This window comes from Rhodovulum viride (assembly GCF_003265965.1).
GTDB classification, from domain to species: domain Bacteria; phylum Pseudomonadota; class Alphaproteobacteria; order Rhodobacterales; family Rhodobacteraceae; genus Rhodovulum; species Rhodovulum kholense.
Map to the genome: position 1 here is coordinate 62,156 of NZ_MUAV01000014.1, position 26,336 is coordinate 88,491.

21 protein-coding genes are annotated in these 26,336 nt (G+C 69.8%); 13 read left to right on the forward strand and 8 right to left on the reverse strand.

Going from position 1 to position 26,336, the window contains the following annotated elements; all coding sequences use genetic code 11:
• Window positions 1-3: 3 nt before the first annotated feature.
• The 3 genes from BYZ73_RS12980 to BYZ73_RS12990 are packed head-to-tail and all read right to left on the reverse strand — an operon-like array spanning window position 4 to window position 1,975.
• The gene (locus BYZ73_RS12980; RefSeq protein ID WP_112316270.1) at window positions 4-462 is read right to left on the reverse strand and encodes a DUF2267 domain-containing protein; all 459 of its coding nucleotides are present in this window, start codon (window positions 460-462) and stop codon (window positions 4-6) included.
• A 23-nt stretch (window positions 463-485) separates the two neighbouring features.
• Window positions 486-1,034 carry a pseudouridine synthase gene (locus BYZ73_RS12985; protein WP_112316271.1) on the reverse strand — a complete coding sequence of 183 codons (549 nt, stop codon included), beginning with the start codon at window positions 1,032-1,034 and terminating at the stop codon, window positions 486-488.
• Window positions 1,031-1,975: an ABC transporter ATP-binding protein gene (locus tag BYZ73_RS12990; RefSeq protein WP_112316272.1), complete on the reverse strand. Its 945-nt coding sequence runs from the start codon at window positions 1,973-1,975 to the stop codon at window positions 1,031-1,033. Before BYZ73_RS12990 ends, BYZ73_RS12985 begins: the two co-directional genes overlap by 4 nt.
• Before the next feature lie 99 nt (window positions 1,976-2,074).
• Between BYZ73_RS12990 and BYZ73_RS12995 the strand changes: the two genes are divergently transcribed.
• From BYZ73_RS12995 to polA, 3 genes are all read left to right on the forward strand, one after another.
• Window positions 2,075-2,287, forward strand: coding sequence for a zinc-finger domain-containing protein (locus BYZ73_RS12995; protein WP_112316273.1), 213 nt, complete (start codon window positions 2,075-2,077; stop codon window positions 2,285-2,287).
• Window positions 2,288-2,306: 19 nt separating this feature from the next.
• Window positions 2,307-3,050, forward strand: coding sequence for a DsbA family protein (locus BYZ73_RS13000; protein ID WP_112316274.1), 744 nt, complete (start codon window positions 2,307-2,309; stop codon window positions 3,048-3,050).
• 111 nt (window positions 3,051-3,161) lie between these two features.
• Window positions 3,162-5,972, forward strand: coding sequence for a DNA polymerase I (gene polA / locus BYZ73_RS13005; protein WP_112316275.1), 2,811 nt, complete (start codon window positions 3,162-3,164; stop codon window positions 5,970-5,972).
• Between the two features lie 132 nt (window positions 5,973-6,104).
• On the opposite strand, the gene BYZ73_RS13010 is transcribed toward polA, so the two are convergent.
• On the reverse strand, window positions 6,105-6,680 hold the full coding sequence (locus BYZ73_RS13010; RefSeq protein ID WP_245943141.1) for a DUF1285 domain-containing protein: 576 nt from the start codon (window positions 6,678-6,680) through the stop codon (window positions 6,105-6,107).
• An 83-nt stretch (window positions 6,681-6,763) separates the two neighbouring features.
• On the opposite strand from BYZ73_RS13010, the gene BYZ73_RS13015 reads away from it, so the two are divergent.
• The 9 genes from BYZ73_RS13015 (at window position 6,764) to BYZ73_RS13055 (ending at window position 19,108) form a co-directional block, all read left to right on the forward strand.
• Entirely contained in the window at window positions 6,764-7,771 is a 1,008-nt protein-coding gene (locus BYZ73_RS13015) for an AAA family ATPase (protein WP_108028015.1), read from the forward strand.
• Window positions 7,768-8,640 carry a DUF58 domain-containing protein gene (locus BYZ73_RS13020; protein WP_112316277.1) on the forward strand — a complete coding sequence of 291 codons (873 nt, stop codon included), beginning with the start codon at window positions 7,768-7,770 and terminating at the stop codon, window positions 8,638-8,640. Before BYZ73_RS13015 ends, BYZ73_RS13020 begins: the two co-directional genes overlap by 4 nt.
• Window positions 8,640-11,423: a DUF4159 domain-containing protein gene (locus BYZ73_RS13025; protein WP_112316278.1), complete on the forward strand. Its 2,784-nt coding sequence runs from the start codon at window positions 8,640-8,642 to the stop codon at window positions 11,421-11,423. Before BYZ73_RS13020 ends, BYZ73_RS13025 begins: the two co-directional genes overlap by 1 nt.
• Window positions 11,420-13,471 (forward strand): glutamine amidotransferase, encoded by a 2,052-nt coding sequence (locus tag BYZ73_RS13030; RefSeq protein ID WP_112316279.1) that lies wholly within the window; start codon window positions 11,420-11,422, stop codon window positions 13,469-13,471. Before BYZ73_RS13025 ends, BYZ73_RS13030 begins: the two co-directional genes overlap by 4 nt.
• 80 nt (window positions 13,472-13,551) lie before the next feature.
• Window positions 13,552-14,985, forward strand: a complete 1,434-nt coding sequence (locus BYZ73_RS13035; RefSeq protein ID WP_112316280.1) for an FAD-linked oxidase C-terminal domain-containing protein — start codon at window positions 13,552-13,554, stop codon at window positions 14,983-14,985.
• Between the two features lie 73 nt (window positions 14,986-15,058).
• Window positions 15,059-16,153 (forward strand): FAD-binding protein, encoded by a 1,095-nt coding sequence (locus tag BYZ73_RS13040; RefSeq protein WP_112316281.1) that lies wholly within the window; start codon window positions 15,059-15,061, stop codon window positions 16,151-16,153.
• Between the two features lie 4 nt (window positions 16,154-16,157).
• Entirely contained in the window at window positions 16,158-17,447 is a 1,290-nt protein-coding gene (gene glcF / locus BYZ73_RS13045; RefSeq protein ID WP_112316282.1) for a glycolate oxidase subunit GlcF, read from the forward strand.
• A 173-nt stretch (window positions 17,448-17,620) separates the two neighbouring features.
• Window positions 17,621-18,439, forward strand: coding sequence for a trypsin-like serine peptidase (locus BYZ73_RS13050; protein WP_112316283.1), 819 nt, complete (start codon window positions 17,621-17,623; stop codon window positions 18,437-18,439).
• A gap of 186 nt (window positions 18,440-18,625) precedes the next feature.
• Window positions 18,626-19,108 carry an Hsp20 family protein gene (locus BYZ73_RS13055; protein ID WP_112316284.1) on the forward strand — a complete coding sequence of 161 codons (483 nt, stop codon included), beginning with the start codon at window positions 18,626-18,628 and terminating at the stop codon, window positions 19,106-19,108.
• 180 nt (window positions 19,109-19,288) lie between these two features.
• Here the strand turns inward: BYZ73_RS13055 and BYZ73_RS13060 are convergent, their stop codons facing one another.
• Together BYZ73_RS13060 and BYZ73_RS13065 are read right to left on the reverse strand one after the other, a co-directional pair.
• Window positions 19,289-21,223, reverse strand: a complete 1,935-nt coding sequence (locus BYZ73_RS13060; RefSeq protein WP_112316285.1) for an elongation factor G — start codon at window positions 21,221-21,223, stop codon at window positions 19,289-19,291.
• A gap of 254 nt (window positions 21,224-21,477) precedes the next feature.
• Window positions 21,478-22,950 (reverse strand): NAD-dependent succinate-semialdehyde dehydrogenase, encoded by a 1,473-nt coding sequence (locus BYZ73_RS13065; RefSeq protein WP_112316286.1) that lies wholly within the window; start codon window positions 22,948-22,950, stop codon window positions 21,478-21,480.
• A gap of 69 nt (window positions 22,951-23,019) precedes the next feature.
• Here BYZ73_RS13065 and BYZ73_RS13070 point away from each other — a divergent pair, with 69 nt between their 5' ends.
• Window positions 23,020-23,811 carry an alpha/beta hydrolase gene (locus BYZ73_RS13070; protein ID WP_112316311.1) on the forward strand — a complete coding sequence of 264 codons (792 nt, stop codon included), beginning with the start codon at window positions 23,020-23,022 and terminating at the stop codon, window positions 23,809-23,811.
• Window positions 23,812-23,817: 6 nt separating this feature from the next.
• Here BYZ73_RS13070 and BYZ73_RS13075 read toward each other — a convergent pair whose 3' ends face one another.
• Together BYZ73_RS13075 and BYZ73_RS13080 are read right to left on the reverse strand one after the other, a co-directional pair.
• Complete coding sequence (locus BYZ73_RS13075; protein ID WP_112316287.1) at window positions 23,818-24,810, reverse strand: P1 family peptidase; 993 nt, start codon at window positions 24,808-24,810, stop codon at window positions 23,818-23,820.
• A gap of 76 nt (window positions 24,811-24,886) precedes the next feature.
• Entirely contained in the window at window positions 24,887-26,335 is a 1,449-nt protein-coding gene (locus BYZ73_RS13080) for an aldehyde dehydrogenase family protein (RefSeq protein ID WP_108028025.1), read from the reverse strand.
• Window position 26,336 lies beyond the last annotated feature (1 nt).

Sequence of the window (26,336 nt, forward strand, 5' to 3'; positions counted from 1 at the left end):
GGCTCAGACGATCCGCGGCGCCAGCTCCGACGGGTCGTCGACCTCGACATGCCAGAAGGCGCGGGCCTCGGGCGGCAGGCGGGACAGCACGTCTTCCAGCTCCCGGGCATCGGTTGCCCGCCGCAAGGCCCAGGCGGTGGCCTCGATGGCGTTGTCGGGCGTCAGGTTGTGATGGGGGCGCAGGGCCTTCGCCTCGGCGGTCAGGGCGGCGCGGTCGGCGAAGGGCAGGGGCGGGGTGGTCACGTCCCAGCCCGCCACGAAGATCGCGCGCGGAACGGACGGCAGGACGCTGGCGAAATCGAGCCCCGCTTGCGCCGTCAACCGCCGCCGGAACACCTGGAAGACGCCGTCCACCGCCGTGTAGGCCATGTTGTCGGAGGTCAGGTTCATCCGGTCCCGGGCATCGTCGAGAAATGCGCGGAATTCGCGCGAGGCATGGCGGTAGGTCCAGGGCATCGGCATTGGGGCCTCTCCGTCGCGGGGGATCAGGCGGCGCGCCAGGTCCCGGTTTCGATCCCGTCGAGGGTCCAGTCGCCCACCCGGTAGCGGATCAGTCGCAGCGTCGGGTGGCCCACCGCGGCGGTCATGCGGCGGACCTGACGGTTCCGGCCCTCGGAAATGGTCAGCTCGATCCAGCAATCGGGCACCGACTTGCGGACCCTTACCGGCGGGTCGCGCGGCCAGAGCCCGGCCGGTGCGTCGATCCGCCGGACCCGCGCCGGACGGGTCGGCCCGTCCTTCAGGGTCACGCCGCGCCCCAGCGCCTCGAGCGCCTCGTCCGGGGGAAGGCCCTCGATCTGGGCCCAATAGGTCTTTTCGGTCTTTGCCTTCGGGTTCGCGATCCGGGCCTGCAGCCGCCCGTCATCGGTCAGCACCAGAAGCCCCTCGCTGTCGCGGTCGAGCCGCCCGGCCGGATAGACCCCGGGCAGGTCGATGAAGGCGGCCAGCGTCCGGCGGTCGGGCCGGGGCGGGCCGTCATCGGTGAATTGCGACAGCACCCCCCAGGGCTTGTTGAAAAGGATCACCCGGCTCACGTCGCGCCCTTGTGCGAGGTCAGGGCGACGAAGACGTCTTCGAGGTTGGGTTCTTCGGTCGCGATGTCGCGGATCGAGATGCCCGCGTTCCGGACCGCCTCGATCACCGCGCCGGTGCCGATTTCGCTCCGGCGATAGGTGAAGCAGAGCGCGCCGTCGGGGCGGAGGCAGGTTTCGACCGGGGCGGGCATCTCGGGCGGGGCCGCGACCTCGCCCTCGGGCTGGATCACCAGCGTCTTGGCATCCATCCGCCCGATCAGGGCCGAGGTCGAATCGCGCGCGATCAGTTCGCCATGGTTGATGATGGCGATCTCGCCGCACATCTCCTGCGCCTCTTCCAGGTAATGCGTGGTCAGGATGATGGTGGTGCCCTGTTCCTCGTTCAGCCGCCGGATATTGGCCCAGAGCATCTGGCGCAGCTCGATATCGACGCCCGCCGTGGGCTCGTCCAGCACCAGCACCTGCGGCCGGTGGACCAGCGCCTTGCCCAGCAACAGCCGCCGCCGCATACCTCCCGAGAGGTTCCGGGCATAGGCGTCGGCCTTGTCCTCGAGCCCGATCGCCTTCAGCACCCGATCGGTGACACGCTGGGATTTCGGTACGCCGTAAAGCCCCGCCTGCACCTCGAGGGCTGCGCGCGGGGTGAAGAACGGGTCGATGTTCAGCTCCTGCGGCATCACCCCGATCGAGGCGCGGGACTGGCGCGGGTTCACGTCCTGATCGAAGCCCCAGATGCTGACCTTGCCGCTGGTTTTCAGCACCAGACCGGCCAGAATGTTGATCAGCGTCGACTTGCCCGCGCCGTTCGGCCCCAGCAACCCGAAGATCGACCCGGCGGGGATGTCGAGGTCTATGCCCTTCAATGCCTGTTTCGGCGGCTGACTGCCGCTGGCGGCATAGGTCTTGGTCAATCCTTCGATCTCGATCGCGTTCCCAGTCATTTCCCTGCCCCTGACGCTTGCCCGTGCCGCTTCATTCGCTATCATGGCCCCGGACATAAGGCGATCCGGTCGCCTCGGCAACGCGCGGAGCTTAATCGCATGGCCCCAGAAGCCCCCGGACAGGACAAGGACACCACTCCTCCCGAAACGACGGTCACCACCGAATGGCGGGTCTCTTGCGATGGCAGCGGGCCGGGTCTGGGCCATCCGCGGGTCTGGCTGTCGATCCCGCCCGAGACGGGCTTCGTCGAATGCGGCTATTGCGACCGCAAGTTCGTGCATCAGAGCTTCGCCGACAAGGTCAGGACCTGACCGACGGCGCACGCGTCAGATGACCGTCACCCGCCGTGGACTGGTCTGGCTGATCGGCGCGGCAGGCGTGACGATGGCGGTTTCGGCCGCGCCGGGGCTCTGGCGCCGGGCCTTTCCTCCCGAGACCGAGACCGAACCGGTGCCGGGCCTGCCCGGCTTTCGCCGCGTGCCGAGGCCCGGCCCCGCGCTTTCGCCTCTGATCGGCTTGACGGCCGAGCCCTCGCCACCGCTGCCCGAAGACCCCTGCGCCGCGCTTTTCGGTCCCGCGCCCGACCGTCCCGGGGCGGTGCCAGTTGCCTGTTTCACCGACATCCGCTGCCCCTGGTGCCGGCGGCTGACACCCCTGCTGATCGCCCGCGCGGCGCGCCGACCGGCCGCGATCCGCATCGCCTGGCAGCCGCTGCCCTTGTTGGGCGACGGCTCGGTCCTGGCCGCGCGGGCGGCGCTGGCGGCCGAGGCGCAGGGAGCGGCTCTTGACTGGCAGGACCGTACCATGGGCGGGGCGCTGGTGCCGACCCCCAGAGGCATGCGCGAGATTGCCGCCGGGATGGGGCTAGATATTGCCGCCTTCGAGCGGGACATGGCCCACCCGCGCACCGAGGCGCGGCTGGCCGAGGCCCGGGCGCTGGCCGCGGCTTTCGGCTTTGTCGGCACGCCCGGCCTCGTGGTCGGTCGCGTGGCGATCCTTGGCGGGGTCGACGGGCCGATGCTGGACCGGCTGATCGCCGACGAACGCGCGGCGCCCGGCTCCGCCTGCGGCTGAGCGCGTCCGGCACTGGCGAAGCCGTGCGCTTCATGGCAAGACCGCAGGCAGGTCCGGCAGGCGGGCCAGTGACACGGGCCAGTGACACGGGCCAGCGACGGGGAGAACGACATGACCGAGGGTTTCGGCACCGGCTGCCATCTGCATCTGATCGACGGCTCGGCCTTCATCTTCCGCGCCTTCCACGCGCTGCCGCCGCTGACGCGGAAATCCGACGGGCTGCCCATCGGGGCCGTCGCGGGGTTCTGCAACATGATCCACAAATATGTGCAGGACAATCGCGGCCCGGATGCGCCGACCCATGTGGCGGTGATCTTCGACAAGGGCAGCCACACCTTCCGCACCGATCTTTACCCCGACTACAAGGCCAATCGCGACGAGATGCCCGCCGATCTGCGGCCGCAGATCCCGCTGACCCGCGAGGCCACGCGCGCCTTCAACATCGCCTGCATCGAAAAGGAAAACTACGAGGCCGACGACATCATCGCCACCTATGCGCGGCTGGCGGTCGAGAAGGGCGGGCGGGTCACCATCGTCAGCTCCGACAAGGACCTGATGCAGCTGGTCGGCAACGGGGTCGAGATGCTGGACGCGATGAAGAACAAGCGGATCGGCGTCGAGGAGGTTGAAGCGAAGTTCGGCGTCGGCCCCGACCGGGTGGTCGATGTGCAGGCGCTGGCGGGCGATTCCGTCGACAACGTGCCCGGTGCGCCGGGGATCGGGATCAAGACCGCGGCCCAGCTGATTCAGGACTATGGCGATCTGGAAACGCTGCTGGACCGGGCGGAGGAGATCAAGCAGCCCAAGCGCCGCCAGACCCTGATCGAGCACCGCGCCCAGATCGAGCTGTCGAAAAAGCTGGTAACGCTCGATGCCGAGACGCCGCTTGACGAGACCCTGGACGATCTTGAGGTGAAGGACCCCGATGCCGAGACCCTGCTGGGGTTTCTGGCGCAGATGGAGTTCCGCACCCTGCTGAAGCGGGTCGCCGATGCGCTGGGCGCCGAGCCGCCCGCCTTGTCCGAGACCAGCCCCGCCGCCGCCGACCCCGCCGCGCCCGAGGCGCCGGCCGCGCTGCCTTTCGACCCCGAGGGGTATGAGTGTGTGCGTGACGCGGCCGCGCTTGAGGCCTGGATCGCGCGCGCCCAGGCCCGGGGCCGGGTCGCGGTCGATACCGAGACCACCGGGCTTGACGAGATGCGGGTGGATCTGGTGGGCATCTCGCTGTCGGTCGAGCCGGGGCAGGCCTGCTACATTCCGCTGGGCCATCGCGAGGGCGAGGGCGATCTTTTCGGCTCGGCGGCGCTGGCCGGGGGACAGATGCCGATGGACGAGGCGCTGGCGCTGCTCAAGCCGCTGCTGGAAGACCCGGCGGTGATGAAGATCGGGCAGAACATGAAATACGATGCCAAGATCCTCGCCCGCCACGGCATCGCGGTGGCGCCGATCGACGACACGATGCTGATGTCCTACGCCATGCATGCCGGGCTGCACGGCCATTCGATGGATGCGCTATCGGAACGCTATCTCGGGCACGCGCCGATCCCGATCAAGTCGCTGCTGGGCTCGGGCAAGTCACAGATCACCTTCGACAAGGTGCCGGTCGCCGAGGCGGTGAAATATGCGGCCGAAGATGCCGACGTGACGCTGAGGCTCGCCGAGCTTTTCAAGCCGCAGCTGCACCGGGCCAAGGTTGCGACCGTCTACGAGACGCTGGAACGTCCGCTGGTGCCGGTGCTGGCCGAGATGGAGATGCGTGGCATCAAGGTCGATCGCGATACGCTGTCGAGGATGTCGAACGCCTTTGCCCAGAAGATGGCCGCGCTTGAGGCCGAGATCCACGAGTTGGCGGGCGAGAGCTTCAATGTGGGCAGCCCCAAGCAGCTCGGCGAGATCCTGTTCGACAAGATGAGCCTCGCGGGCGGCAAGAAGGGCAAGACCGGCGCCTATGCCACCGGCGCCGATGTGCTTGAGGATCTGGCGGCCGAGGGTCACGACCTGCCGGCGCGGGTGCTGGACTGGCGCCAGCTGTCGAAGCTGAAATCGACCTATACGGACGCGCTTCAGGACCATATCAACCCCGAGACGGGGCGCGTGCATACCTCTTACGTGATCACCGGGGCGGTGACCGGGCGGCTCGCCTCGACCGACCCGAACCTGCAGAACATCCCCGTGCGTAGCGAAGAGGGGCGCCGCATCCGCGAGGCGTTCGTGGCCGAGGAGGGCAAGGTGCTGCTGAGCCTCGACTATTCGCAGATCGAGCTGCGCATCCTGGCCCATGTGGCCGGGATCGACGCCCTGAAAGAGGCGTTCCGCGAGGGGCAGGACATCCATGCGATGACGGCGTCCGAGATGTTCGACGTGCCGATGGCCGAGATGACGCCCGAGATCCGCCGCCGCGCCAAGGCGATCAATTTCGGGGTGATCTACGGGATTTCGGGCTTTGGCCTTGCCCGGAACCTGCGGATTCCGCGCAGCGAGGCGCAGGGCTTCATCGACCGCTATTTCGAGCGCTTCCCGGGCATCCGCGACTACATGGACGCGACGGTCGCCTTCGCCAAAGAGCATGGCTATGTGCAGACTTTGTTCGGGCGACGGATCCATACGCCCGAGATCGGCGCCAAGGGGCCGCAGGCGGGCTTTGCGAAGCGTGCGGCGATCAACGCGCCGATCCAGGGGACGGCGGCCGACATCATCCGCCGCGCGATGATCCGGATGCCTGCGGCGATCGAGGGGCTGCCCGCGAAGATGCTGCTGCAGGTCCATGACGAACTGATCTTCGAGGTCGAGGCGGGGGCGGCGGAAGACATCGCCGAGCGCGCGCGCGCGGTCATGGAACGCGCCGGGCTTCCTGCCGTTGCGCTGGACGTGCCGCTGGTCGTCGATGCGGGGCAGGGTCCGAACTGGGCCGCGGCGCATTAGGCGCAATTCTTCTGCGAAGAATTGGGGCCTCGCCCATAGGTTCTGCCGGGGCGGGGAGCTTCGGCAAAGACCCGTTCGCGGTTTCTTCTTGGCTTAAATACCCATGTCCGGCGCGTGCAGCATGACCTGCGCTCAGGTCAGTTCCTCGGCGGGAATCGCCGGAAAGAAGAGGCCCTTCGAGCGGAACCCGAACCAATCCCGGCCCTCGTGCCGGACGGTGTCTCCGATCTCGGCCATCCGGTAGAAGCTCTTGCGGTCGATCAGCGCCTGAAGACCCGCGCGGACATGGAGATAGGGCGCGGGCTCGCCGGTTCTTGGGTCGCGCGTCACCCGGATCTCGTGCCCCGGGCCGGCCTCCACGCGGTCGCCGACATTGGTGGTGAAGCTCAGCACCGGCTCGCCGTCCGCGACCGACTGTTCGACATCGACCGCCACGAAGGGCGCGTCGTCGACGGTGATGCCGACCTTCTCGACCGGGGTGACCAGGAAATGGCGGTCGCCCTCGCGTTTCAGGATGGTCGAGAACAGCCGCACCAGCGGGGCCCGGCCGATCGGCGTGCCGAGGTAGAACCATGTCCCGTCGCGGGCGATCCGCATGTCGATATCGCCGCAGAAGGGCGGGTTCCACAGATGGACCGGCGGCAGACCCTTGCCCGAGGCCGCGCGGGCCGCTTCGGCGAGGCTTTCGGTAACAGGTTTCACGATCATTTGTCCCTGTCGGTTTTTTGCCATTTGAGGTGAACAGGATATCTGCCGATAATGGTCCATGTAAGCCGGACAGGAGAGAAGTCATGCCCGACGAGACCGAACTGGTGGCCGCGATCGAGGCGCTGGGCGAGAAGCTGGCCGAAGCGAAGGCCTCGATCACCAAGCGGTTCATCGGGCAGGAGCGGGTGGTCGACCTGACCCTGTCGGCCCTGCTTTGCGGCGGGCACGGGCTGCTGATCGGCCTGCCGGGACTGGGCAAGACCCGGCTGGTCGCCACGCTGTCGACGGTGATGGGGCTGAATGGCGGGCGCATCCAGTTCACGCCCGATCTGATGCCCGCAGATATTCTGGGCTCGGAGGTGCTGGAGACGACGCCAGACGGGTCCCGTGCCTTCCGCTTCATCGAGGGACCGATCTTTTGCCAGATGCTGATGGCCGACGAGATCAACCGGGCCAGCCCCCGGACGCAATCGGCGCTTTTGCAGGCGATGCAGGAGAAATCCGTCACCATCGCGGGCGAGTCGCATGCGCTGACCCCGCCCTTCCACGTGCTGGCCACCCAGAACCCCATCGAGCAGGAGGGCACCTATCCGCTGCCCGAAGCCCAGCTCGACCGGTTTCTGGTGCGCATCGACGTGCCCTATCCTGACCGCCGCACCGAACATGACATCCTGATGGCCACCACCGGGGTCGCCGAGGAAGAGGCCCATCCCGTCTTCACCGCCGCCGAGCTGATCGCCGCGCAGAAGATCGTGCGGCAGATGCCGGTGGGCGAGGGCGTGGTCGAGCTGATCCTCGATCTGGTCCGCGCCTGCCGCCCGAACGAGCCCGAGGCGCCGCAGGCCGTTCGCGAGAACGTGGCCTGGGGGCCGGGCCCGCGCGCCGCCCAGGCGCTGATGCTGACCGTGCGGGCACAAGCGCTGCTGGACGGACGTCTGGCGCCTTCGGCCGACGATGTGCTGAAGATGGCAGGGCCGGTGCTGATCCACCGCATGGCGCTGAGCTTCGCCGCCCGCGCCCGGGGCGAGGATCTGCCCCGGATCATCGAAAAGGTCGCGCGCGACACCGTGCGGGTCGAGGCCGCCGCGTGATCTCTGCCGCCGCCCTCCGCGCCCGCGCCGAGGGGCTGGCCGAGGCCCTGCCGCCGCTTCTGGCCGAGGCCGAGCATCTGGCCCAGGCCGTTCTGCTGGGCGAGCACGGCCGCCGCCGGGCAGGCATGGGCGACGAATTCTGGCAATACCGCCCGGTCCATGCCGGCGACGAGGCGCGGATGATCGACTGGCGCCGCTCGGCCCGGTCGGATGCGCATTTCGTGCGCGAGAAGGAATGGCAGGCGGCGCAAAGCGTGCTGCTCTGGGTGGACGACGCGGCCTCGATGGGGTTCTCGGGCGGCAACCATCCGCCCAAGGCGATGCGCGCGCGGGTGCTGGCGCTGGCGCTGGCGGTGCTGCTGACCCGCGGCGGCGAACGGGTGGGGCTTCTGGGCTCCGACCTGTCGCCCCGTCGCGGTCCGCATCAGATCCTCCGGCTGACCGAGGTGCTGGGCCGCGACCTGTCGCAAAGCGATTACGGCGTGCCCGCGACCCGGGGCATGCCGCCCCATTCCCGCGCGGTCTTCCTGTCCGATTTCCTTGGCGATCTGGGCCCGGTCGAGACCGCGCTGACCGAGGCCGCCGACCAGGGCGTCAAGGGCGCGCTCTTGCAGGTGCTGGACCCCGCCGAAGAGGCCTTTCCCTTCGACGGGCGGACCATCTTCGAAAGCATGGGCGGTACGTTGCGCCATGAAACGCTGAAAGCGGGTGATCTGCGCGGCCGCTATCTGGCGCGGCTGGCCGAGCGCAAGGAACGGTTGGCCGATCTGGCGCGGGTGACCGGCTGGCATTATTCGGCCCATCACACCGGCGAAGGCGCGCAGGGCGCGCTGTTGTGGCTGTTCCGCGCACTGGAGCGCGGGCGCTGATGTGGACCGTCGGAGCCATCGGTTTCACCACGCCTCTGCTGCTTTGGGGGCTTGTTCTGCTGCCCGCGCTGTGGCTGTTGCTGCGGGCGGTGCCGCCGGCGCCGATCCGGCGACGGTTTCCGGGGGTGGCGCTGCTGCTGGGGCTGGCCGATGACGAAACCCAGACCGACCGCACGCCCTGGTGGCTTTTGCTTCTGCGGATGCTGGCGGTGGCCGCGCTGATTGTCGGCTTTGCCGGGCCGGTCTTGAACCCGCAGGACCGCATGCCCGGTCGCGGGCCGCTTCTGGTGATGATCGACGGCGGCTGGGCCGATGCCCGCGACTGGCCCCGTCGGATCGACCGGATCGAGGCGATGCTGGACGAGGCTGCCCGCGACGGACGGCCGGTCGCGGTGGTGCAGGCGACCGACCTGCCGGGCGACGGGCTGCCTTTCCAGGCGGCCGAGGCCTGGTCGGCGCGGCTCGCGGGCTTCCGCCCGGCGGCCTGGTTGCCCGATGCGGATGCGCTGGCCAACTGGACCCGGACGCTTGAGGGGCGCTTCGATACGTTCTGGCTGTCGGGCGGGCTCGACTGGCCGGGGCGTACGGCGCTCTTGTCGGCGCTTGAACGGCACGGTCAGGTCAGCGTCTTCGAAAGCCCGCGCCCGCTTCTGGCGCTGCGCCCGGCCGCGTTCCGCGACGGGGCCATCGGGCTGACCGCGCTGCGCGCCCGGCCCGGACCCGCGACCGAGGCCACGCTGGCCGCCACGGGCCGTGACCCCGCCGGAGTCGAGCGGGTGCTGGCCCGCGTGCCGGTCGCCTTCGCCCCCGGCGAGACCGAGGCCGCGACCGATCTGGTCCTTCCGCCCGAACTTCGCAACCGGATCAGCCGCTTTGCCATCGAGGGCGTGCGCTCGGCCGGAGCGGTCAGCCTGACCGATGACAGCCTCAAGCGGCGCGAGGTGGCGCTGATCGCGGGCAACGAGAACCGCGAGGGGCTGCAACTGCTGTCTCCGCTGCATTACCTGCACAAGGCGCTGGAACCGACCGCCGATCTGATCGAGGGCACCCTTTCGGACGTGGTGCTGGCCAATCCCGACGTGATCGTGCTGGCCGATGTCGCCACCCTGTCGCCCGCCGAATCCGAGGCGCTGCAGGGCTGGGTCGAAAAGGGCGGGCTTTTGCTGCGCTTTGCCGGACCGCGGCTGGCGGCTTCGGATGTCAGCCGCGCCGAGGAAGACCCGCTGATGCCGGTGCGGTTGCGCGCGGGCGGGCGCACGGTCGGCGGCGCGATGAGCTGGGGCGAGCCCAAGACGCTGCGCCCCTTCGGCGAGGGTTCGCCCTTCTTCGGGCTCGCGGTGCCCGACGATGTGCGGGTCAATGCCCAGGTGATGGCCCAGCCCGACCCGGCGCTGGCCGACCGGTCCATCGCGGCGCTCAGCGACGGTACGCCTCTGGTAACCCGCAAGAAGATGGGGCAGGGGCAGGTGGTGCTGTTCCATGTCACCGCCAATGCCGAATGGTCCACCCTGCCGCTGTCGGGGCTGTTCGTGCAGATGCTGGAACGGCTGGCGGTCTCGACCCGGCCGGCGCGACCCGATGCGGCCGAACTGGCGGGCACGACCTGGGTGCCGCAGGCGGTGATCGACGCCTTTGGCGAACTGGCCGAGGCCGGAACGCTGCCCGGCGTGCCGGGCGAAAAGCTGGCCGGGGCGGTGCCGGGGCCGGATCTGCCGCCCGGGCTTTATGCGGGCGAGGACCGGCGGCTGGCGCTGAACGTGATCGGCGCCGACACGGTGCTGAGCCCCGCCGCCTGGCCCGCGCGGATCGCGGTCGAGGGGCTGGCGGTCGCGCGAGAAACCGTGCTGAAGGGCTGGGTTCTGGCCGCGGCGCTGGCGATCTTCGCGGCCGACATCCTGGCCTCGCTCTGGCTTTCGGGGAGGCTTCGGGGCGGACGCGTCGCGGGCGGGGCGGCGGTGCTGGCGCTGGGCCTGATGATGCTGGTGCCGCAGGGCGCGCGGGCCCAGGAGGACGCGGCGGCGCCCGATGACCGCCTGGCGCTGCGGGCCACCAGCGAGGTGGTCCTTGCACATGTCCTGACCGGCGATACCCGGGTGGACCAGATCGCCGATGCGGGGCTTCGGGGGCTGTCGGAAAAGCTGACCCAGCGCACCTCGATCGAGCCCGCCGAGCCCATCGCCGTCAATCTCGAGACCGACGAGCTGTCGTTCTTTCCCTTCCTCTACTGGCCGGTGACCGCCGGGCAGCCGATGCCCTCGCCCGAGGCCTATGCCCGGCTCAACCGCTATCTGCGGACCGGAGGCATGATCCTCTTCGACACGCGCGATGCCGATGTCGCGGCCTATGGCGGCGGCTCGCCCGAGGGGCGGCGGCTGCAACAATTGGCGCGACCGCTGGACATTCCGCCGCTGGAACCGATCCCCTCCGATCACGTGCTGACCCGCACCTTCTACCTGTTGCAGGACTTTCCCGGCCGCAATGCCGGGCGCGACGTGTGGGTCGAGGCAGCCCCCCCCGATGCCGAACAGGCCGAGGGCATGCCGTTCCGCGATCTCAATGACGGGGTGACGCCGGTGGTGATCGGCGGCAATGACTGGGCTTCGGCCTGGGCCATCGACGGGCAGGGCGCCGCGATGTTCCCTGTCGGGCGCGGCTATGCGGGCGAACGCCAGCGCGAGATCGCCTTCCGCTTCGGGGTCAACCTCATCATGCATGTGCTGACCGGCAACTACAAATCCGACCAGGTCCATGTGCCTGCGCTGCTCGACAGGCTCGGCCAATGACCGGCGAGGTGATCTTCGACCCGCTGCTGCCGCTTCCCTTGCTGTGGGCCGCGGTGGCGCTGGCCGTGCTGATGGTGGGCTTCGCGCTCTGGCGCGGGCTTGGCGGCTGGTGGCTGCGCGGGCTTGCCGCCGTCGCGATCCTGGCCGCGCTGGCCAACCCGTCCCTGCAGACCGAAGAGCGGACGCCGCTGTCGGATATCGTGGTGCTGGTGGTTGACGAAAGCGCCTCGCAGCGGCTTTCGGACCGGCCCGACCAGACCGCCCGTGCGGTCGAGAGGGTCCGCGCCGAGGTGGCCGCGCTGGACAATACCGAGCTGCGGGTCGTGCGTTTCGGGGATGGCGCGGGCGACGAGGGCACGATGCTGATGACGGCCCTGTCCGAGGCTCTGGCCGAGGTGCCGCGGGCGCGGTTGGCGGGCGCGATCCTGTTGACCGACGGGCAGCTGCACGATCTGGACCGCGCGCCGTCGCTGCCCGCGCCGCTGCATGCGCTTTTGACCGGGCGGGAGGACGACTGGGACCGGCGGCTGGTGGTCGAGAACGCACCCGCTTTCGCGATCCTCGGCGAGGAGGTCACGCTGACCCTGAAGATCGAGGATCAGGGCGCGGTGCCCGAGACCATGGGCGACACGACCTCGGTGACGGTCTCGGTCGATGGCGGCGAGCCGCAAAGCTATCGCGTGCCCATCGGTGAGGATCTCGATGTGCCGGTGGTGCTGGACCATGCCGGGCGCAACGTGATTCAGTTCTCGGTCGCCGAGCAGCCGGGCGAGCTGACCGACCGCAACAACGCGGCGGTGGTCCAGATCAACGGCGTGCGCGACCGGCTGCGGGTTCTGCTGGTGTCGGGCGAGCCGCATCCGGGCGAACGGACCTGGCGCAACCTGCTGAAATCCGACAGTTCCGTCGATCTGGTGCATTTCACCATCCTGCGGCCGCCGGACAAGCATGACGGCGTGCCGGTGTCGGAGCTGTCGCTGATCGCCTTCCCGACGCGCGAGCTGTTCCTCGACAAGATCGACGAATTCGACCTGATCATCTTCGACCGCTACAAGCGGCGCGGCATCCTTCCGGCGGTCTATTTCGACAATGTGCGGAATTATGTCGAGAAAGGCGGCGCGCTGCTGATCGCGGCCGGGCCCGATTTCGCCGGGGCCGAGTCGATCTACCGCTCGCCGCTGGCCGACATCCTGCCCGCCGAACCCAGCGCCCGGGTGATCGAGCAGGGCTACCGCCCCGAGATCACCGATCTTGGCCAGCGCCATCCGGTGACCGAGGGGCTCAAGGCCGAGGCGGGCGGCGCCTGGGGCCGCTGGTTCCGGCTGGTCGACCTGGTGCCGAAGCGCGGCGAGGTGGTGATGAGCGGGATCGACAACCGCCCGCTGCTGGTGCTGGATCGTGTCGGCGAGGGGCGGGTGGCGCTGCTGGCGTCGGACCATGCCTGGCTCTGGACCCGGGGCTTCGAGGGCGGCGGCCCGCAGCTTGAACTGCTGCGGCGGCTCGCGCACTGGATGATGAAGGAGCCCGAACTGGAGGAAGAGGCACTGAGCGCCACGGCCGAGGGGCAGGTGATGACCATCACCCGCCGGTCGCTGTCGGAGGACCCGCGAAGCGTCGAGATCGCGCGCCCCGATGGCGGCACGGATCGGCTCGATCTGACCGAGACCGCGCCGGGCCGCTTTACCGCGACCTATGAGGGACCCGAGATGGGGCTTTACCGGCTGACCGACGGCACGCTTGAGACGGTGATCGCGCTCGGGCCCGCCGCGCCCCGCGAGTTCGAAGAGACCATCGCCAGCGGCGCCCGACTGGATACACCCGTCGCGGCCACGCGCGGCGGGATCCTGCCGCTTCATGCGGGCATGCCCGATCTGCGCACGGTGCGCGAGGGCCGCCGCGCCCATGGGCGGGGCTGGTTGGGGATCACCCCGCGCGGGGCCTATCTGACCAGCGATGTCACCATCACGCCGCTGGCGCCCGCCTGGGTCTTCCTGCTTCTGGCTGCCTTGCTGAGCGTCGGGGCGTGGCTGCGCGAGGGGCGGCGCTAGGCGTCAGCCGGGGGAAAGGTTCTTGCCAAGCCGCGAAACCGGTCATATTTTTTGACCGGTTCGAGGGAGGAGAGCCCGACATGCAGATGCCCGCCCCCGATGCCCGGGTGATGGCGAAGAAGGATCATGTGCTGCGCCGCCTGATGGCGGTGCTGCCCGAAGACGCCGTGATCCACGACCCGACCGCGACCCGCGCCTATGAATGCGACGCGCTGACGGCCTATCGCTGCCCGCCGCTGGCCGCCGTGCTGCCCGCCTCGACGGCCGAGGTCGCGGCGGTCCTGAAGATCTGCCACGAAGAGCGCGTGCCGGTGGTGCCGCGCGGGTCGGGCACGTCGCTGGCGGGCGGGGCGCTGCCCACGGCCGACAGCGTGATCCTCGGTGTGGCGCGGCTGAACGAGGTGCTGGAGGTCGATTATCCGAACCGGTTCATCCGGGTGCAGGCGGGGCGCACGAACCTGTCGGTTACCGGCGCGGTCGAGGGCGACGGCTGGTTCTATGCGCCCGATCCGTCCTCGCAGCTGGCCTGTGCCATCGCGGGCAATATCGGCATGAATTCGGGCGGCGCGCATTGCCTGAAATACGGGGTGACGACCAACAACCTGCTGGGCGTGACCCTGGTCCTGATGGACGGCACCGTGGTCGAGATCGGCGGCGCGCATCTCGATGCCGCAGGCTATGACTGGCTGGGTGTGATCTGCGGGTCCGAGGGCCAGCTTGGCGTGGTGACCGAGGCCACCTTGCGCATCCTGCCCAAGCCCGAAGGGGCGCGCCCGGTGCTGATGGGGTTTGATTCGTCGGAGGTGGCGGGGGCCTGTGTCGCCGACATCATCCGCGCGGGCGTGCTGCCGGTCGCGATCGAGTTCATGGACCGGCCCTGCATCGCGGCGACCGAGGCCTTCGCGGGCGCGGGCTATCCCGATTGCGAGGCGCTTCTGATCGTCGAGGTCGAGGGCTGCCCGGCCGAGATCGACGACCAACTGGGCCTGATCAAGCGGATCGCCGAAGGCCATCGCCCGGTGGCGCTGCGCGAAAGCGGCTCGGCCGAGGAAAGCGCGCGGATCTGGCTGGGACGGAAATCGGCCTTCGGGGCGATGGGGCAGCTGGGCGATTACATGTGTCTCGACGGAACGATCCCGGTTTCGGCTCTGCCCGAGGTGCTGCGCCGGATCGGCGAGCTGTCGGCCGAGATGGGGCTGAGGGTCGCGAACGTCTTTCATGCGGGCGACGGCAACATGCATCCGCTGATCCTGTTCGATGCCAATGCGCCGGGCGATCTGGAGCGCTGCGAGGCGCTGGGGGCCGAGATCCTGAAGCTGTGCGTCGAGGCGGGCGGCTGTCTGACCGGTGAACATGGCGTCGGCGTCGAGAAACGCGATCTGATGGGGGTGCAGTACCGGCCCGAGGATCTGGACGCGCAGATGCGGGTGAAGGACGTGTTCGATCCGGACTGGCTGCTGAACCCCGCGAAGGTGTTCCCGCTGGAGGTTAGCGCGGGGCGGCGCGCGGGGTGAAGGGGGGCTGTCTGCCCCCCTCTTGTCCTGCCGGACAATTCACCCCCCGAGGGTATTTGGACCAAGAAGAATGATGAGACCTGAGACAGAGGCCGAACTGGCCGGGATCGTGGCCGGGGCGGAAGGGCCGCTGCGGATCGAGGGCGGGGGCACGCGCGGTATGGTCGGTGCCGAGGGCGACGCGTTGAGTGTCGCGGGGCTTTCGGGCGTGGTGCTGTACGAGCCCGGGGCCCTGACCCTGGTCGTCAGGGCGGGGATGCCGCTGGCCGAGGTTGAGGCGGTGCTGGCGGGCGAGGGGCAGCGGCTGGCTTTCGAGCCGATGGATCACCGGCGGCTTCTGGGCTGCGACGGCGTGCCGACGATTGGCGGGGTGGCGGCGGCGAATGTGTCGGGGCCGCGCCGGGTGCAGGCGGGGGCCTGCCGGGATGCGATGCTGGGGGTCCGTTTCGTCGACGGGCGCGGTCGGGTCATCCGCAATGGCGGGCGGGTGATGAAGAACGTCACCGGCTACGATCTGGTCAAGCTGATGGCGGGCAGCCGGGGCACGCTGGGCGTGCTGACCGAACTGGCGGTGAAGGTGCTGCCGGTGCCCGAGGCGGCGGCGGTGCTGGTTCTGGAGGGGCTGGATCCGCAGGCGGCGGTCGCGGCGATGTCGGCGGCGCTGGGCTCGCCCTTCGAGGTGTCGGCGGCGGCGCATCTGCCCGAGGCGGGCGAGACCTGGCTGCGGCTTGAGGGGTTCGCGGCGTCGGTTGCCTATCGCGCCGGGCGGCTTGGGGCGCTGCTGGACCGGTTCGGTCCGGCGCGGGTCGTCGAGGCGCCGGAGGAGGTGGCGGCGATGATGCGGCGGCTGCGCGACGTGGAGGATTTCGCCGAGCGGCCGGGCGATGTCTGGCGGATCTCGGTCCGGCCCTCGGACGGGCCGCGCGCGGCCGAGGCGGTCACGGCCGAGGCGGCGATTTACGACTGGGGCGGCGGGCTTGTCTGGGTTCTGGTGCCGGAAGGCCGGGATATTCGCCCGGGCCTGGCGGGGCTTGCCGGGCATGCGGTTCGGGTGCGCGGGGCGGGACCTCTGGCAAGCCCGGAACCGGCGCCGCTGGCCGCTCTGGCCGCGCGGCTTCGGGCCGAGTTCGACCCCAGGGGTCTTTTCAATCCCGGGGCGATGGGCTGAGCCGATGCAGACGAATTTCACCGAAGAGCAATTGCAGGACCCCGGGATCGCGCGGGCCAACGAGATCCTTCGGGCCTGTGTACATTGCGGGTTCTGCACCGCCACCTGCCCGACCTATCAGGTGCTTGGCGACGAGCTCGACAGCCCGCGCGGGCGGATCTACCTGATCAAGGACATGCTGGAAAGCGGCCGGCCCGCCGATGCGCGCACCGTGCGCCATGTCGACCGCTGCCTGTCCTGCCTGGCCTGCATGACGACCTGCCCCTCGGGCGTGCATTACATGCATCTCGTGGATCATGCCCGCGCCCATATCGAGGCGACCTACCGGCGCCCCTGGCGCGACCGGGCGCTGCGCTGGCTGGTGGCGAAGACACTGCCCTTTCCCGGGCGGTTCCGCGCGGCGCTGCGGCTGGCGCGGCTGGGCCGGCCGTTTGCGCGGCTGATGCCCGATCCGCGGCTGAGGGCCATGCTGGCGATGGCGCCCGCCCGTCTGCCCGCACCGGGAGAGAGCGACCGGCCGCAGGTCTTTGCCGCCAAGGGCGCGCGGCGGATGCGGGTCGCGCTGTTGACCGGCTGCGCGCAGAAGGCGCTCGACCCCGATATCAACGACGCGACGATCCGGGTGCTGACCCGGCACGGGGTCGAGGTGGTTGTCGCGAAGGGCATGGGCTGTTGCGGGGCGCTGACCCATCACATGGGCCGGGCCGCCGAGGCGCATGCCCAGGCCGCGCAGGCGATCCGGGTCTGGTCGGCCGAGATCGCGGGCGAGGGGCTCGATGCCATCGTCGTCAACACCAGCGGTTGCGGCACCACGGTGAAGGATTACGGCCACATGTTCCGGGGCGATCCGCTGGCCGAGGCGGCGGCGGAAGTGGCGGCGCGGGCCGTCGATATCACGGAACTGCTGGAACGGCTGGATCTGCCGCCGGGCCGGGGCGGGCTGCGGGTGGCCTATCACGCGGCCTGTTCGTTGCAGCACGGGCAGAAGGTGAAGGAGGCGCCCAAGGCGGTGCTGCGCCGCGCCGGGTTCGAGGTGGTCGAGCCGGTCGACGCGCATCTGTGCTGCGGCTCGGCCGGGACCTATAACCTGCTGCAGCCCGAGATTGCCGGGCAGCTGAAGGCCCGGAAGGTGCGGACGCTGGAGGCCAAAGCGCCCGACGTCATCGCTGCGGGCAATATCGGCTGTATCGCGCAGATCGGGTCGGGCACCGGGGTGCCGGTCCTGCATACGGTCGAGCTGGTCGACTGGGCGACGGGTGGGCCGCGGCCACGGGCGCTGTCGGGCCGGGACTGACCGGGAGACGCGCCCGCGTCCCTGTGGCCCGCGCATGATGCCGCAATATTGCCGCGAGCGAGTGCTAGCGCGGGCCCATGTGCCTGCGCCGTTTCCTTCGCTTGCGTCATGCGGATCGGCCCCGCCGTAGGGCCGGAGTCCGCGCGCCCTGGGGGCGGGCGGGGGTTCTGGCGATGGGGCTGGGGGCGCTGGCCTTGCCCTTGCCGGGATGGGGCGCCGCGGCCGACCGGCCGCTGCATGCACTGGTCACCGGCGACGAGTCGCGAGGCTGGGAAGGGGTCGGACGGCTGGAACTGGGCGGCGGGGGCTTCTGCACCGGCGCGCTGATCGCCGCCGATCTGGTGCTGACCGCCGCGCATTGCCTGTTCGACAAGGAGACCGGCGGGCGGCTGCCGCTGGAGCGGATGGAGTTTCGCGCGGGCTGGCGCAACGGGCGGGCCGAGGCCTATCGCGGCATCCGGCGCGGCGCGGTGCATCCCGACTATGCCCCTGGCGCCGAGGCCTCGGTCGGCCGGGTGCGGCACGATCTGGCGCTGCTGCAGCTTGACCGGGCGATCCGGCTGCCGGGGCTCGTGCCCTTCGGGGTGGCGCCACGGCCCGGGCAGGGCGATGCGGTGGGTGTGGTGTCCTATGCGCTCGACCGGTCCGAGGTGCCCTCGCTGCAGGAGGTCTGCCATGTCCTGGCCGGGATCGACGGGGTGGTGATGCTGTCCTGCGAGGTCGATTTCGGGGCTTCGGGCGCGCCGGTCTTCCGGGTCGAGAACGGGGTGCCCCGGATCGTGTCGGTGGTTTCGGCCAAGGCCGAGATGGATGCCCGGAAGGTGGCGCTGGGCAGCACGGTCGAGGACGGGCTCGAGATCTTGCGCGCGCGGCTGGCGGCGGGCGGGACAGAGACCGTGGCGCCCCTCGTGCCCGAGGTCCCGCTTTCGCCGATGCGCCGTTTCGGCGCGGGAACGGCGCGCAGCGCGGGGGCCAAGTTCCTGCAGCCCTGAGCCCGGAGAGACGGCGGCCGGGCCGGCGCCGAAGATCTGCCGGTAGAGCGGCGCGTGGGGTCTTGAAACCGGTTTTCTCCATTCCCAGCTTATTGCTTGCGGGCGCCTTCGGGGTCCGCAAGACCGGCCCGTCCCGCGTCGGGAGGGTCCCCACAGAGACGACATCGCTCAATGGAGGATGATACCATGCGTCACTACGATTTTGCCCCGCTTTACCGTGCCACCGTCGGCTTCGACCGGGTGGCGGATCTGATGGACCGGGTGATGGCCAGCGACATGGCCCAACCGACCTACCCGCCCTATAACATCGAGAAGACCTCGGATCAGGGCTACCGGATTTCGGTCGCCGTGGCGGGCTTTGCCGCCGATGAGTTGTCGGTCGAGGTCAAGGACGGCGCGCTGGTGATCGCGGCCCGCAAGGCGCCCGAGGATACTGAACGCAGCTTCCTGCATCGCGGCATCGCGACCCGCGCCTTCGAACGCCGCTTTGCGCTGGCCGATCATGTGCGCGTCACCGGCGCCACCCATGCCGACGGCATGCTGCATGTGGATCTGGTGCGCGAAGTGCCGGAATCGCTGAAGCCGCGCCGGATCGAGATTGCGAGCGGCGGCGCGCGACGCATCGAGGCGCGGGCGGAAGCCGAGCAGCCCGAGGGCGCGGCGGTCTGATCGACACTGCCAGTTTGTCAGCCGATGCGGCGCGCGGGACCTCCCGCGCGCCATTTGCATTGGGCGGTCATTGTGGGGACGCCGGAGGAAGTGGTGTTTCGCCTTGCTGCGCAAGGCGACCGGGGGCCCGGGAGGCTAAGGCCTCCCGGGCCCCCGGGGCCGGTTGCTGACGGGATCGCGTCAGGCCAGTTCGGCGGCCCGGGCCTCGCGGATGCGGTCGGCATCCTTGCCGTGCAGTTCCTCGTAATGGTCGAAATGGCTTTCGAACCAGGCGGTGCCGTGGCTGAGCCCGCCCAGCGCCTGGAAGAGTTCCTCCTTGGCGGCGGCCGGGATCAGCGCCTGGAACACGTCCCAGCCGCGCGCCCGGCGATGCGCCTCGAAGCCCAGCACCTGGCCCTTGAGGCTGCTGACAAGCGCCACCAGCGAGCCCGAATGGATCGTCGGAACATGGATCTCGACCCGCTCGATCGGTTGCAGCACCACCGAACCCGCCTGGTCGAGCGCCTCGCGCACCCCTGCCTTGGCCGCTGTGCGGAAGGCATAGTCCGAGCTGTCGACCGCATGGGTCTTGCCGTCGAGCAGCGTCACCGCGACATCGACAACCGGAAAGCCGAGCGGCCCGCGTTCCATCGCCTCGCGCGCCCCGGCCTCGACTGCGGGAATGTAGTTGCGGGGCACGGTGCCGCCCTTGATCGTCTCGTCGAAGGCAAAGCCCGCGCCCCGGCCCTGCGGCCGGACGGTCAGCACCACGTCGGCGAACTGCCCGGCACCGCCCGACTGCTTGCGGTGGCGGTAGTGGGTCTCGATGGGGCGGGTGATGGTTTCGCGGTAGATCCCCGAAACCGGCTGGTCGACCGCGTCGATGCCGAACTCCTCGGCCAGTTTGGCCAGCACGCGGCGCAGGTGGATCGGGCCTTGCAGATGCACCACCGCATGGCCGGTCTCGCCGTCCTGGGTGGTCTGCATCCCGGGATCCGAAGCCGCCATTCGCCCGAGTGCCGCGGAAAGCCGGGCATCGTCGCGTTCGTTCGCGGGCAAGAGCAGGCGCGGATAGGTCGGCGGCCGCCCCCGCGTCCAGCGTGGCAGCGGCTGGCTGGCTTCGGCGGTATAAGCCATGCCCGGATCGAGATGGTCGGACTTGACCGCAACGGCCAGCGTACCGGGGTCGAGCGGTTCGGCCACCGGCTTGCCGTCGATGCCGGTCAGGTTGCCGATCGATCCGCCGGCCAGCGGCTCGCCATGCCGGATCGGGGTGCCGAGCGCCCGGATCAGGGTCGACTTGCCCACATGCTTGCGCGTGTCAGAGGCGACGCCCACGGCCAGCGGCGCCTCGACCCCGAGCCGGAGCCCGATGGTCTCGCGCCCCGGCGCTTCGTGGCGCAGCGCCTTCATCAGCCGGGTCAGCCCGTTGCCATGGCTGGCGGCGCCCAGATAGGCGGCGATGATCGCACCGTCGCGATGCGCGTCGGCGAGGATGGTGTAGACCTCGCCCGAGGCGGGCTCGCGGTCGTCGATCAGCTGTTCCATCAGGCTGTCGTCGAAATCTGCTAGATGTTCCAGCAGTTCGGCCCGGGCCTCCTGTTCGCGGTCCTGGATGTCGGACGGGATCTCGATCAGCTTCGAGGGTTGACCCTCGCGGTACTGGAAGGCGCGTTCCGAGACCAGATCGACCGAGCCCACCACATGGCCCTCGGCGTCACGCATCGGCACCTGGCGCAGGACGATGTGGTGGTTGGCATAGGCCTGCAGCGCACCGACGATGTCGCGGATGCGGGCCTCGTCCTGGTCCATCTTGTTGATGAAGACAAAGCAGGGCACGTCCGACTGTTCGACCAGCCGCAGATAGGGCGCGGCCAGCACCGCCGCCTCGGGGTCGGGTGGCACGCACAGGATGGCGGCATCCGAAGCGGCCAGCGCCTCGCCCGCATGACCGAGGAAGTCGGGCCCGCCCGCGATGTCGAACCCGGCCCAGGATTCGCCCAGATAGGAGAACTGGCTGACGGTCAGGGCGTCGGTGAAGGCGGCCGTGACCGGACGGCCCTCAAGCTCGCCCAGGGCCTTCAGCAGCGTCGACTTGCCCGACTGCGAGGGGCCCAGGATGGTGAAGCAGCGCATGTGATGAAATCCTCCCATCGGTGGCTTCGGACGGGTCGCGCCGCCGCGTCACGGAAGTCCTGCGCCCGGGTCCGGGATAGGCGCGAAGGGCCTGTCCCGGAGGTCGGGTGCGGCCGCCAATGGCGTCGGGCCGCTGCCCCGTATGGGGGCGATGTTCGGCCCTTTAACCCTTCGGGGTCAAGGCGGAAATGACCGCAAGCGGGCCGGTCGGACCCGCCCGCTTGCGGCGCTCTGTCGCCCTGTCGGCGCCGGTCTCAGACCGACATGCAGATGTATTTCATCTCGAGGTAATCCTCGATCCCGTGGCGGCTGCCCTCACGGCCCAGCCCCGACTGCTTGACGCCCCCGAAGGGCGCGACCTCGGTCGAGATCAGCCCGGTATTGACGCCAACGATGCCGTATTCCAGCGCCTCGGCCACCTTGTAGACCCGGCTCAGGTCGCGCGCGAAGAAATACGAGGCCAGACCGAAGATCGTGTCGTTCGCCATGGCGATGACGTCGTCCTCGGTCTCGAACCGGAACAGCGGCGCCAGCGGGCCGAAGGTCTCGTCTGTGGCGAACTGCATCTCCTGCGTGGCGCCGGTGACGATGGTGGGCTCGAAGAAGGTGCCGCCGCGCTGATGCGGCTTGCCGCCCAGGATCACCTTGGCGCCCTTGGCGGTGGCATCGGCCAGATGGGTCTCGACCTTCTCGCGCGCGGCGTCCGAGATCAGCGGGCCGAGATCGGTGCCGTCATCCATGCCGTCGCCGACCTTGAGCTTGCCGACCGCCTCGGCCAGCTTGGCGGCGAAGGCATCGTAGACGCCCGACTGCACATAGATCCGGTTGGCGCAGACGCAGGTCTGGCCGTTGTTGCGGAACTTGCAGGCGATGGCGCCCTTCACGGCCGCATCCAGATCGGCGTCGTCGAAGACGATGAAGGGCGCGTTGCCGCCCAGTTCCATCGAGCATTTCTTGACCTGGTCGGCGGCCTGGCGCAGCAGGATGCGCCCGACCTCGGTCGACCCGGTGAAGGTGATCTTGCGCACCACCGGGTTCTCGCTGAACTCCTTGCCGATATCCGAGGATTTCGACGAGGTGATCACCGACATGAGCCCCTTGGGCAGGCCCGCCCGTTCGGCCAGCACCGCCATGGCCAGCGCCGAAAGCGGGGTTTCGGCGGCGGGCTTGATCAGGATCGCGCAGCCCGCGGCCAGCGCGGGCGCGGCCTTCCGGGTGATCATCGCATTGGGGAAGTTCCAGGGCGTGATGGCGGCGACCACCCCCACCGGCTGGCGGATCACGGTCAGGCGCTTGTCGGGCTGGTGGCCGGGAATAGTTTCGCCATAGATCCGCTTGGCCTCCTCGGCGAACCATTCGACGAAGCCCGCGCCATAGGCGATCTCGCCCCGGGACTCGGCCAGCGGCTTGCCCATTTCGGCGGTCAGGATCAGCGCCAGATCTTCCTGCGCGGCCATCATCAGATCGTACCACTTGCGCAGCACGCCGGCGCGCTCTTTCGCGGTTTTCGCGGCCCAGTCCTTCTGGGCCGCGGCGGCGGCCTCGATGGCGCGGGCGGCTTCGGCCCGGCCCATGTCGGGCACCTGGCAGATGGTCTCGCCATTGGCGGGGTTGGTCACGGCGAAGGTCGCGCCGTCATCGGCTCCGACCCAGTCCCCGGCCAGAAAGGCATCGGTCGCCAGCAGACCCGGGTCCTTGAGAAGGCTCTTGAGGTCGCGTGCAAGCATCGGTCATTCTCCCTTGGATATCGTCTGTGCAGCATGGGGGCAGGGGGAACGGGGATGCAACACGAAGCCATCGACTGGGACGATGCCTATGCCAACGCCCCTCATATCCCCTCTGCCGAAGCCTATCCGCCGCGCTGGGCCGCCGAGGCTGCGGCATTCCGGGCCACGGCACGGGGCCAGACGGGGCAAAGTTACGGACCCCATCCGCGGCAGGGCTTCGATCTGTTCCTGCCCGAGGCAGAATCTAGCGGGCTCGTGGTGTTTGTCCATGGCGGCTACTGGATGAAGTTCGACCGCTCGATCTGGTCGCATCTGGCGGCAGGCGCGGTGGCGCGGGGCTGGGCGGTGGCGATGCCCTCCTACCGGCTGGCTCCCGAGGCCGCGATCCCCGACATCACCGCCGATATCCGCGCGGCGGTCGAGACCATCTCGGCCGCGCTTCCCCGTGGTCCGCTGGTGCTGGCCGGGCATTCGGCGGGCGGGCATCTGGTGGCGCGGATGCTTTGCGGCGATGCCGCACCGGGGGCGGCCGCGGACCGGATCGCCCGGGTCGTGCCGATCTCGCCGGTCTCGGACCTGCGGCCGCTTCTGAAGACGCAGATGGCCGGCCCGCTTTACCTCGATGCCGGGTCCGCTGCCGCCGAAAGCCCGGTGCTGATGACACCCCGACCGGGCGTGCCGGTCCATGTCTGGGTCGGCGGCGACGAACGCCCGGTCTTTCTCGATCAGGCGCGCTGGCTGGCCGAGGCCTGGACGGGGGCGGCGCTGACCGTCGACGAGGGGCGCCACCATTTCGACGTGATCGAGGGGCTGACCCGGCCCGACAGCCCGCTGACCGGGGCGCTGCTCGACGGGCTCTAGAACCGGTCAGGCCTGGCCGAACCGCTCCTGCCAGCAAGGCCTTGTGTCGCCCGGGGCGGGGCGCGCCAGATAGACCCCGCGCGCAATGGCCCGCGCCAGGCAGACGGCGGCGGCATGGCCCAGCCGCAGCGCCTCGTACCCGCCTTCGGGCAGCGGCTTCGCCCCGGTGGCTGCGGCAAAGACCAGATCGCCGTCGAAGGGCGTATGGCTTGGCACCAGCGCGCGGGCCATGCCGTCATGGGCGGCGACCGCCATGCGCGTCGCCTGCGCCTGGGTCAGTGCCGCATCGGTCGCGACGATGGCGATGGTCGTCGACTGGCCAAGCCTGGCCTCGGGGCGCGGCTCGGCCAAAGGATCGTGTCGCCCCATGCCGCGCCCGCCGAACTCGTCCCCGATCTCGAAGGGGGCGGCCCAGAATTCCGGCCCGCCGCCCATGACCGCCGATCCCAGCGCATTGACCGCGACCAGCGCGCCGACGGTGATGCCGCTCTCCAGCACCAGCGAGGCCGAGCCCAGCCCGCCCTTCAGATCGGCCGTGGTGGCGCCAAGCCCCGCACCCGCGCTGCCCAGCTCGATCTCGTCCGAGACGGCCGCCAGCGCCGCCCGGCCAAGCGCGCGATAGGGCGCCTCGTCCCAGCCCTTGTCGCCGCCATTCGCCAGATCGAACAGGATCGCGCCCGGCACGATGGGCACCCGCTGACCCGCGACCTCGAAGCCGCGCCCCATGGCGCGCAGCCCCTCGACCACGCCCGCCGCGGCATCGAGCCCGAAGGCCGACCCGCCCGACAGCACCAGCGCATCGACCTCCTGCACCAGCCGGTCGGGCGCCAGCAGATCGGTCTCGCGGGTGCCGGGCGCGCCGCCCATCACATGCACCCCGGCCACGAAGGGCGCCTCGCCCAGCAGAACCGTCACGCCGGTCTTCACCCGCGCATCCCCGGCCTGGCCGACCCTCAGCCCCGCCACATCGGTCACAAGGTTCCGCTGCCCCGGCCGCATCGCGCCCCCTCCCGTCTTCTTCTTGGCAAAAATACCCATGGCACAGCGCCGGACGGAAGGCTGACCTGCGGTCGGCTCAGCCGTGGCGTGCCGCGACCGTCTTCAGCACCGAAAAGCCGTAAAGCGCCTCGAACCCCTTCTCGCGGCCATGGCCCGAAAGGCCCACGCCGCCGAAGGGCAGCTCGACCCCGCCGCCCGCGCCGTAATTGTTCAGATAGACCTGGCCCGCGCGCAGCTTCCTGGCCATCCGCATCTGCCGGGCGCCGTCGCGGGTCCAGACCGCGGCCACCAGCCCGTAGCCGGTGCCATTGGCGATCGACACTGCCTCCTCCTCGTCGGCGAAGGGGATCACCACCTGCACCGGGCCAAAGATTTCCTCCTGTGCCAGCCGGTGCCCGGGCGGCACCCGCGTCAGCAGCCGCGGCGCCACGTAATATCCGCCCGCGGGCGCATTGCCGATGATCCGGCCCTCGGCCGCGGTTTCCAGATCCTGTCCCTTGCCGAGATAATCCAGGACGATCTCTTTCTGCCGGCTCGAGATCAGCGGCCCGAGATTGAGATCCTCCAGCGCAGGCCCCACCCAGAGCGCGCGATAGGCGCCCGCCATGCGCTCGACCAGCTCGTCATAAAGCCGCCGCTCGACCAGGATGCGCGACGAGGCCGAACAGGTCTGCCCCGCGTTCTGCAGCCCGCCATTGACCAGGAACGGCAGCGCCGCGTCGAGATCGGCATCGGCAAAGACGATCTGGGGCGACTTGCCGCCCAGTTCCAGCGTCACCGGCGCCACATGCCGCGCCGCCTCGGCCTGCACCTTGCGTCCGACCGACAGCGAGCCGGTGAACGAGATATGATCGACCCCGGGATGCGAGGCGAGCGCCGCGCCGGCCTCGTCGCCAAGCCCCGGCACCACGTTCAGCGCGCCATCGGGCAGGCCCGCCTCTTCGGCCAGCTTGGCAAAGGCCAGCGCGGTCAGGCAGGCTTCCTCGGCGGGCTTCAGCACGCAGGCATTGCCCATCGCCAGCGCCGCCCCGACCGAGCGTCCGATGATCTGCATCGGGTAGTTCCAGGGAATGATATGGCCCGTCACCCCATGCGGCTCGCGCAGGGTGTAGACGGTATAGCCGTCCATGTAGGGCAGGCTGTGGCCCATCACCTTGTCGGCGGCACCGCCGTAGAATTCCAGATAGCGCGCCAGCGTCATCGCATCCGACCGCGCCTGGGTCAGCGGCTTGCCGACATCGGTGGCCTCGATCCGCGCCAGCGTTTCGGCGCGGCCGCGCACGAACTGGCCGATTCGGGTCAGAACCCGGCCGCGCTCGGTCGCGGTCATCCGGCCCCAGGACCCCTGCCGGGCCTCGTCCGCGGCGGTGACGGCCGCGTCGATATCGGCAACCTTGCCGCGCGCGATCGACCCGATCGGCGCGCCGGTCGAGGGATTCTCGACCGCAAGAAAATCGCGGCTGGCAGGCGGCTGCCAGACCCCGCCGATAAAGCAGCGGTCGGTTTCGAACCAAAGCTCGCGCATA

Excerpts from the sequence above, each read along its gene's own strand:
- BYZ73_RS12980 (WP_112316270.1), bottom strand. The coding sequence starts at position 462 with ATGCCGATGCCCTGGACCTACCGCCATGCCTCGCGCGAATTCCGCGCA.
- BYZ73_RS12990 (WP_112316272.1), bottom strand. The coding sequence starts at position 1,975 with ATGACTGGGAACGCGATCGAGATCGAAGGATTGACCAAGACCTATGCC.
- BYZ73_RS12995 (WP_112316273.1), top strand. The coding sequence starts at position 2,075 with ATGGCCCCAGAAGCCCCCGGACAGGACAAGGACACCACTCCTCCCGAA.
- BYZ73_RS13000 (WP_112316274.1), top strand. The coding sequence starts at position 2,307 with ATGACCGTCACCCGCCGTGGACTGGTCTGGCTGATCGGCGCGGCAGGC.
- polA (WP_112316275.1), top strand. The coding sequence starts at position 3,162 with ATGACCGAGGGTTTCGGCACCGGCTGCCATCTGCATCTGATCGACGGC.
- BYZ73_RS13010 (WP_245943141.1), bottom strand. The coding sequence starts at position 6,680 with ATGATCGTGAAACCTGTTACCGAAAGCCTCGCCGAAGCGGCCCGCGCG.
- BYZ73_RS13015 (WP_108028015.1), top strand. The coding sequence starts at position 6,764 with ATGCCCGACGAGACCGAACTGGTGGCCGCGATCGAGGCGCTGGGCGAG.
- BYZ73_RS13025 (WP_112316278.1), top strand. The coding sequence starts at position 8,640 with ATGTGGACCGTCGGAGCCATCGGTTTCACCACGCCTCTGCTGCTTTGG.
- BYZ73_RS13030 (WP_112316279.1), top strand. The coding sequence starts at position 11,420 with ATGACCGGCGAGGTGATCTTCGACCCGCTGCTGCCGCTTCCCTTGCTG.
- BYZ73_RS13035 (WP_112316280.1), top strand. The coding sequence starts at position 13,552 with ATGCAGATGCCCGCCCCCGATGCCCGGGTGATGGCGAAGAAGGATCAT.
- BYZ73_RS13040 (WP_112316281.1), top strand. The coding sequence starts at position 15,059 with ATGAGACCTGAGACAGAGGCCGAACTGGCCGGGATCGTGGCCGGGGCG.
- glcF (WP_112316282.1), top strand. The coding sequence starts at position 16,158 with ATGCAGACGAATTTCACCGAAGAGCAATTGCAGGACCCCGGGATCGCG.
- BYZ73_RS13050 (WP_112316283.1), top strand. The coding sequence starts at position 17,621 with ATGGGGCTGGGGGCGCTGGCCTTGCCCTTGCCGGGATGGGGCGCCGCG.
- BYZ73_RS13055 (WP_112316284.1), top strand. The coding sequence starts at position 18,626 with ATGCGTCACTACGATTTTGCCCCGCTTTACCGTGCCACCGTCGGCTTC.
- BYZ73_RS13060 (WP_112316285.1), bottom strand. The coding sequence starts at position 21,223 with ATGCGCTGCTTCACCATCCTGGGCCCCTCGCAGTCGGGCAAGTCGACG.
- BYZ73_RS13065 (WP_112316286.1), bottom strand. The coding sequence starts at position 22,950 with ATGCTTGCACGCGACCTCAAGAGCCTTCTCAAGGACCCGGGTCTGCTG.
- BYZ73_RS13075 (WP_112316287.1), bottom strand. The coding sequence starts at position 24,810 with ATGCGGCCGGGGCAGCGGAACCTTGTGACCGATGTGGCGGGGCTGAGG.
- BYZ73_RS13080 (WP_108028025.1), bottom strand. The coding sequence starts at position 26,335 with ATGCGCGAGCTTTGGTTCGAAACCGACCGCTGCTTTATCGGCGGGGTC.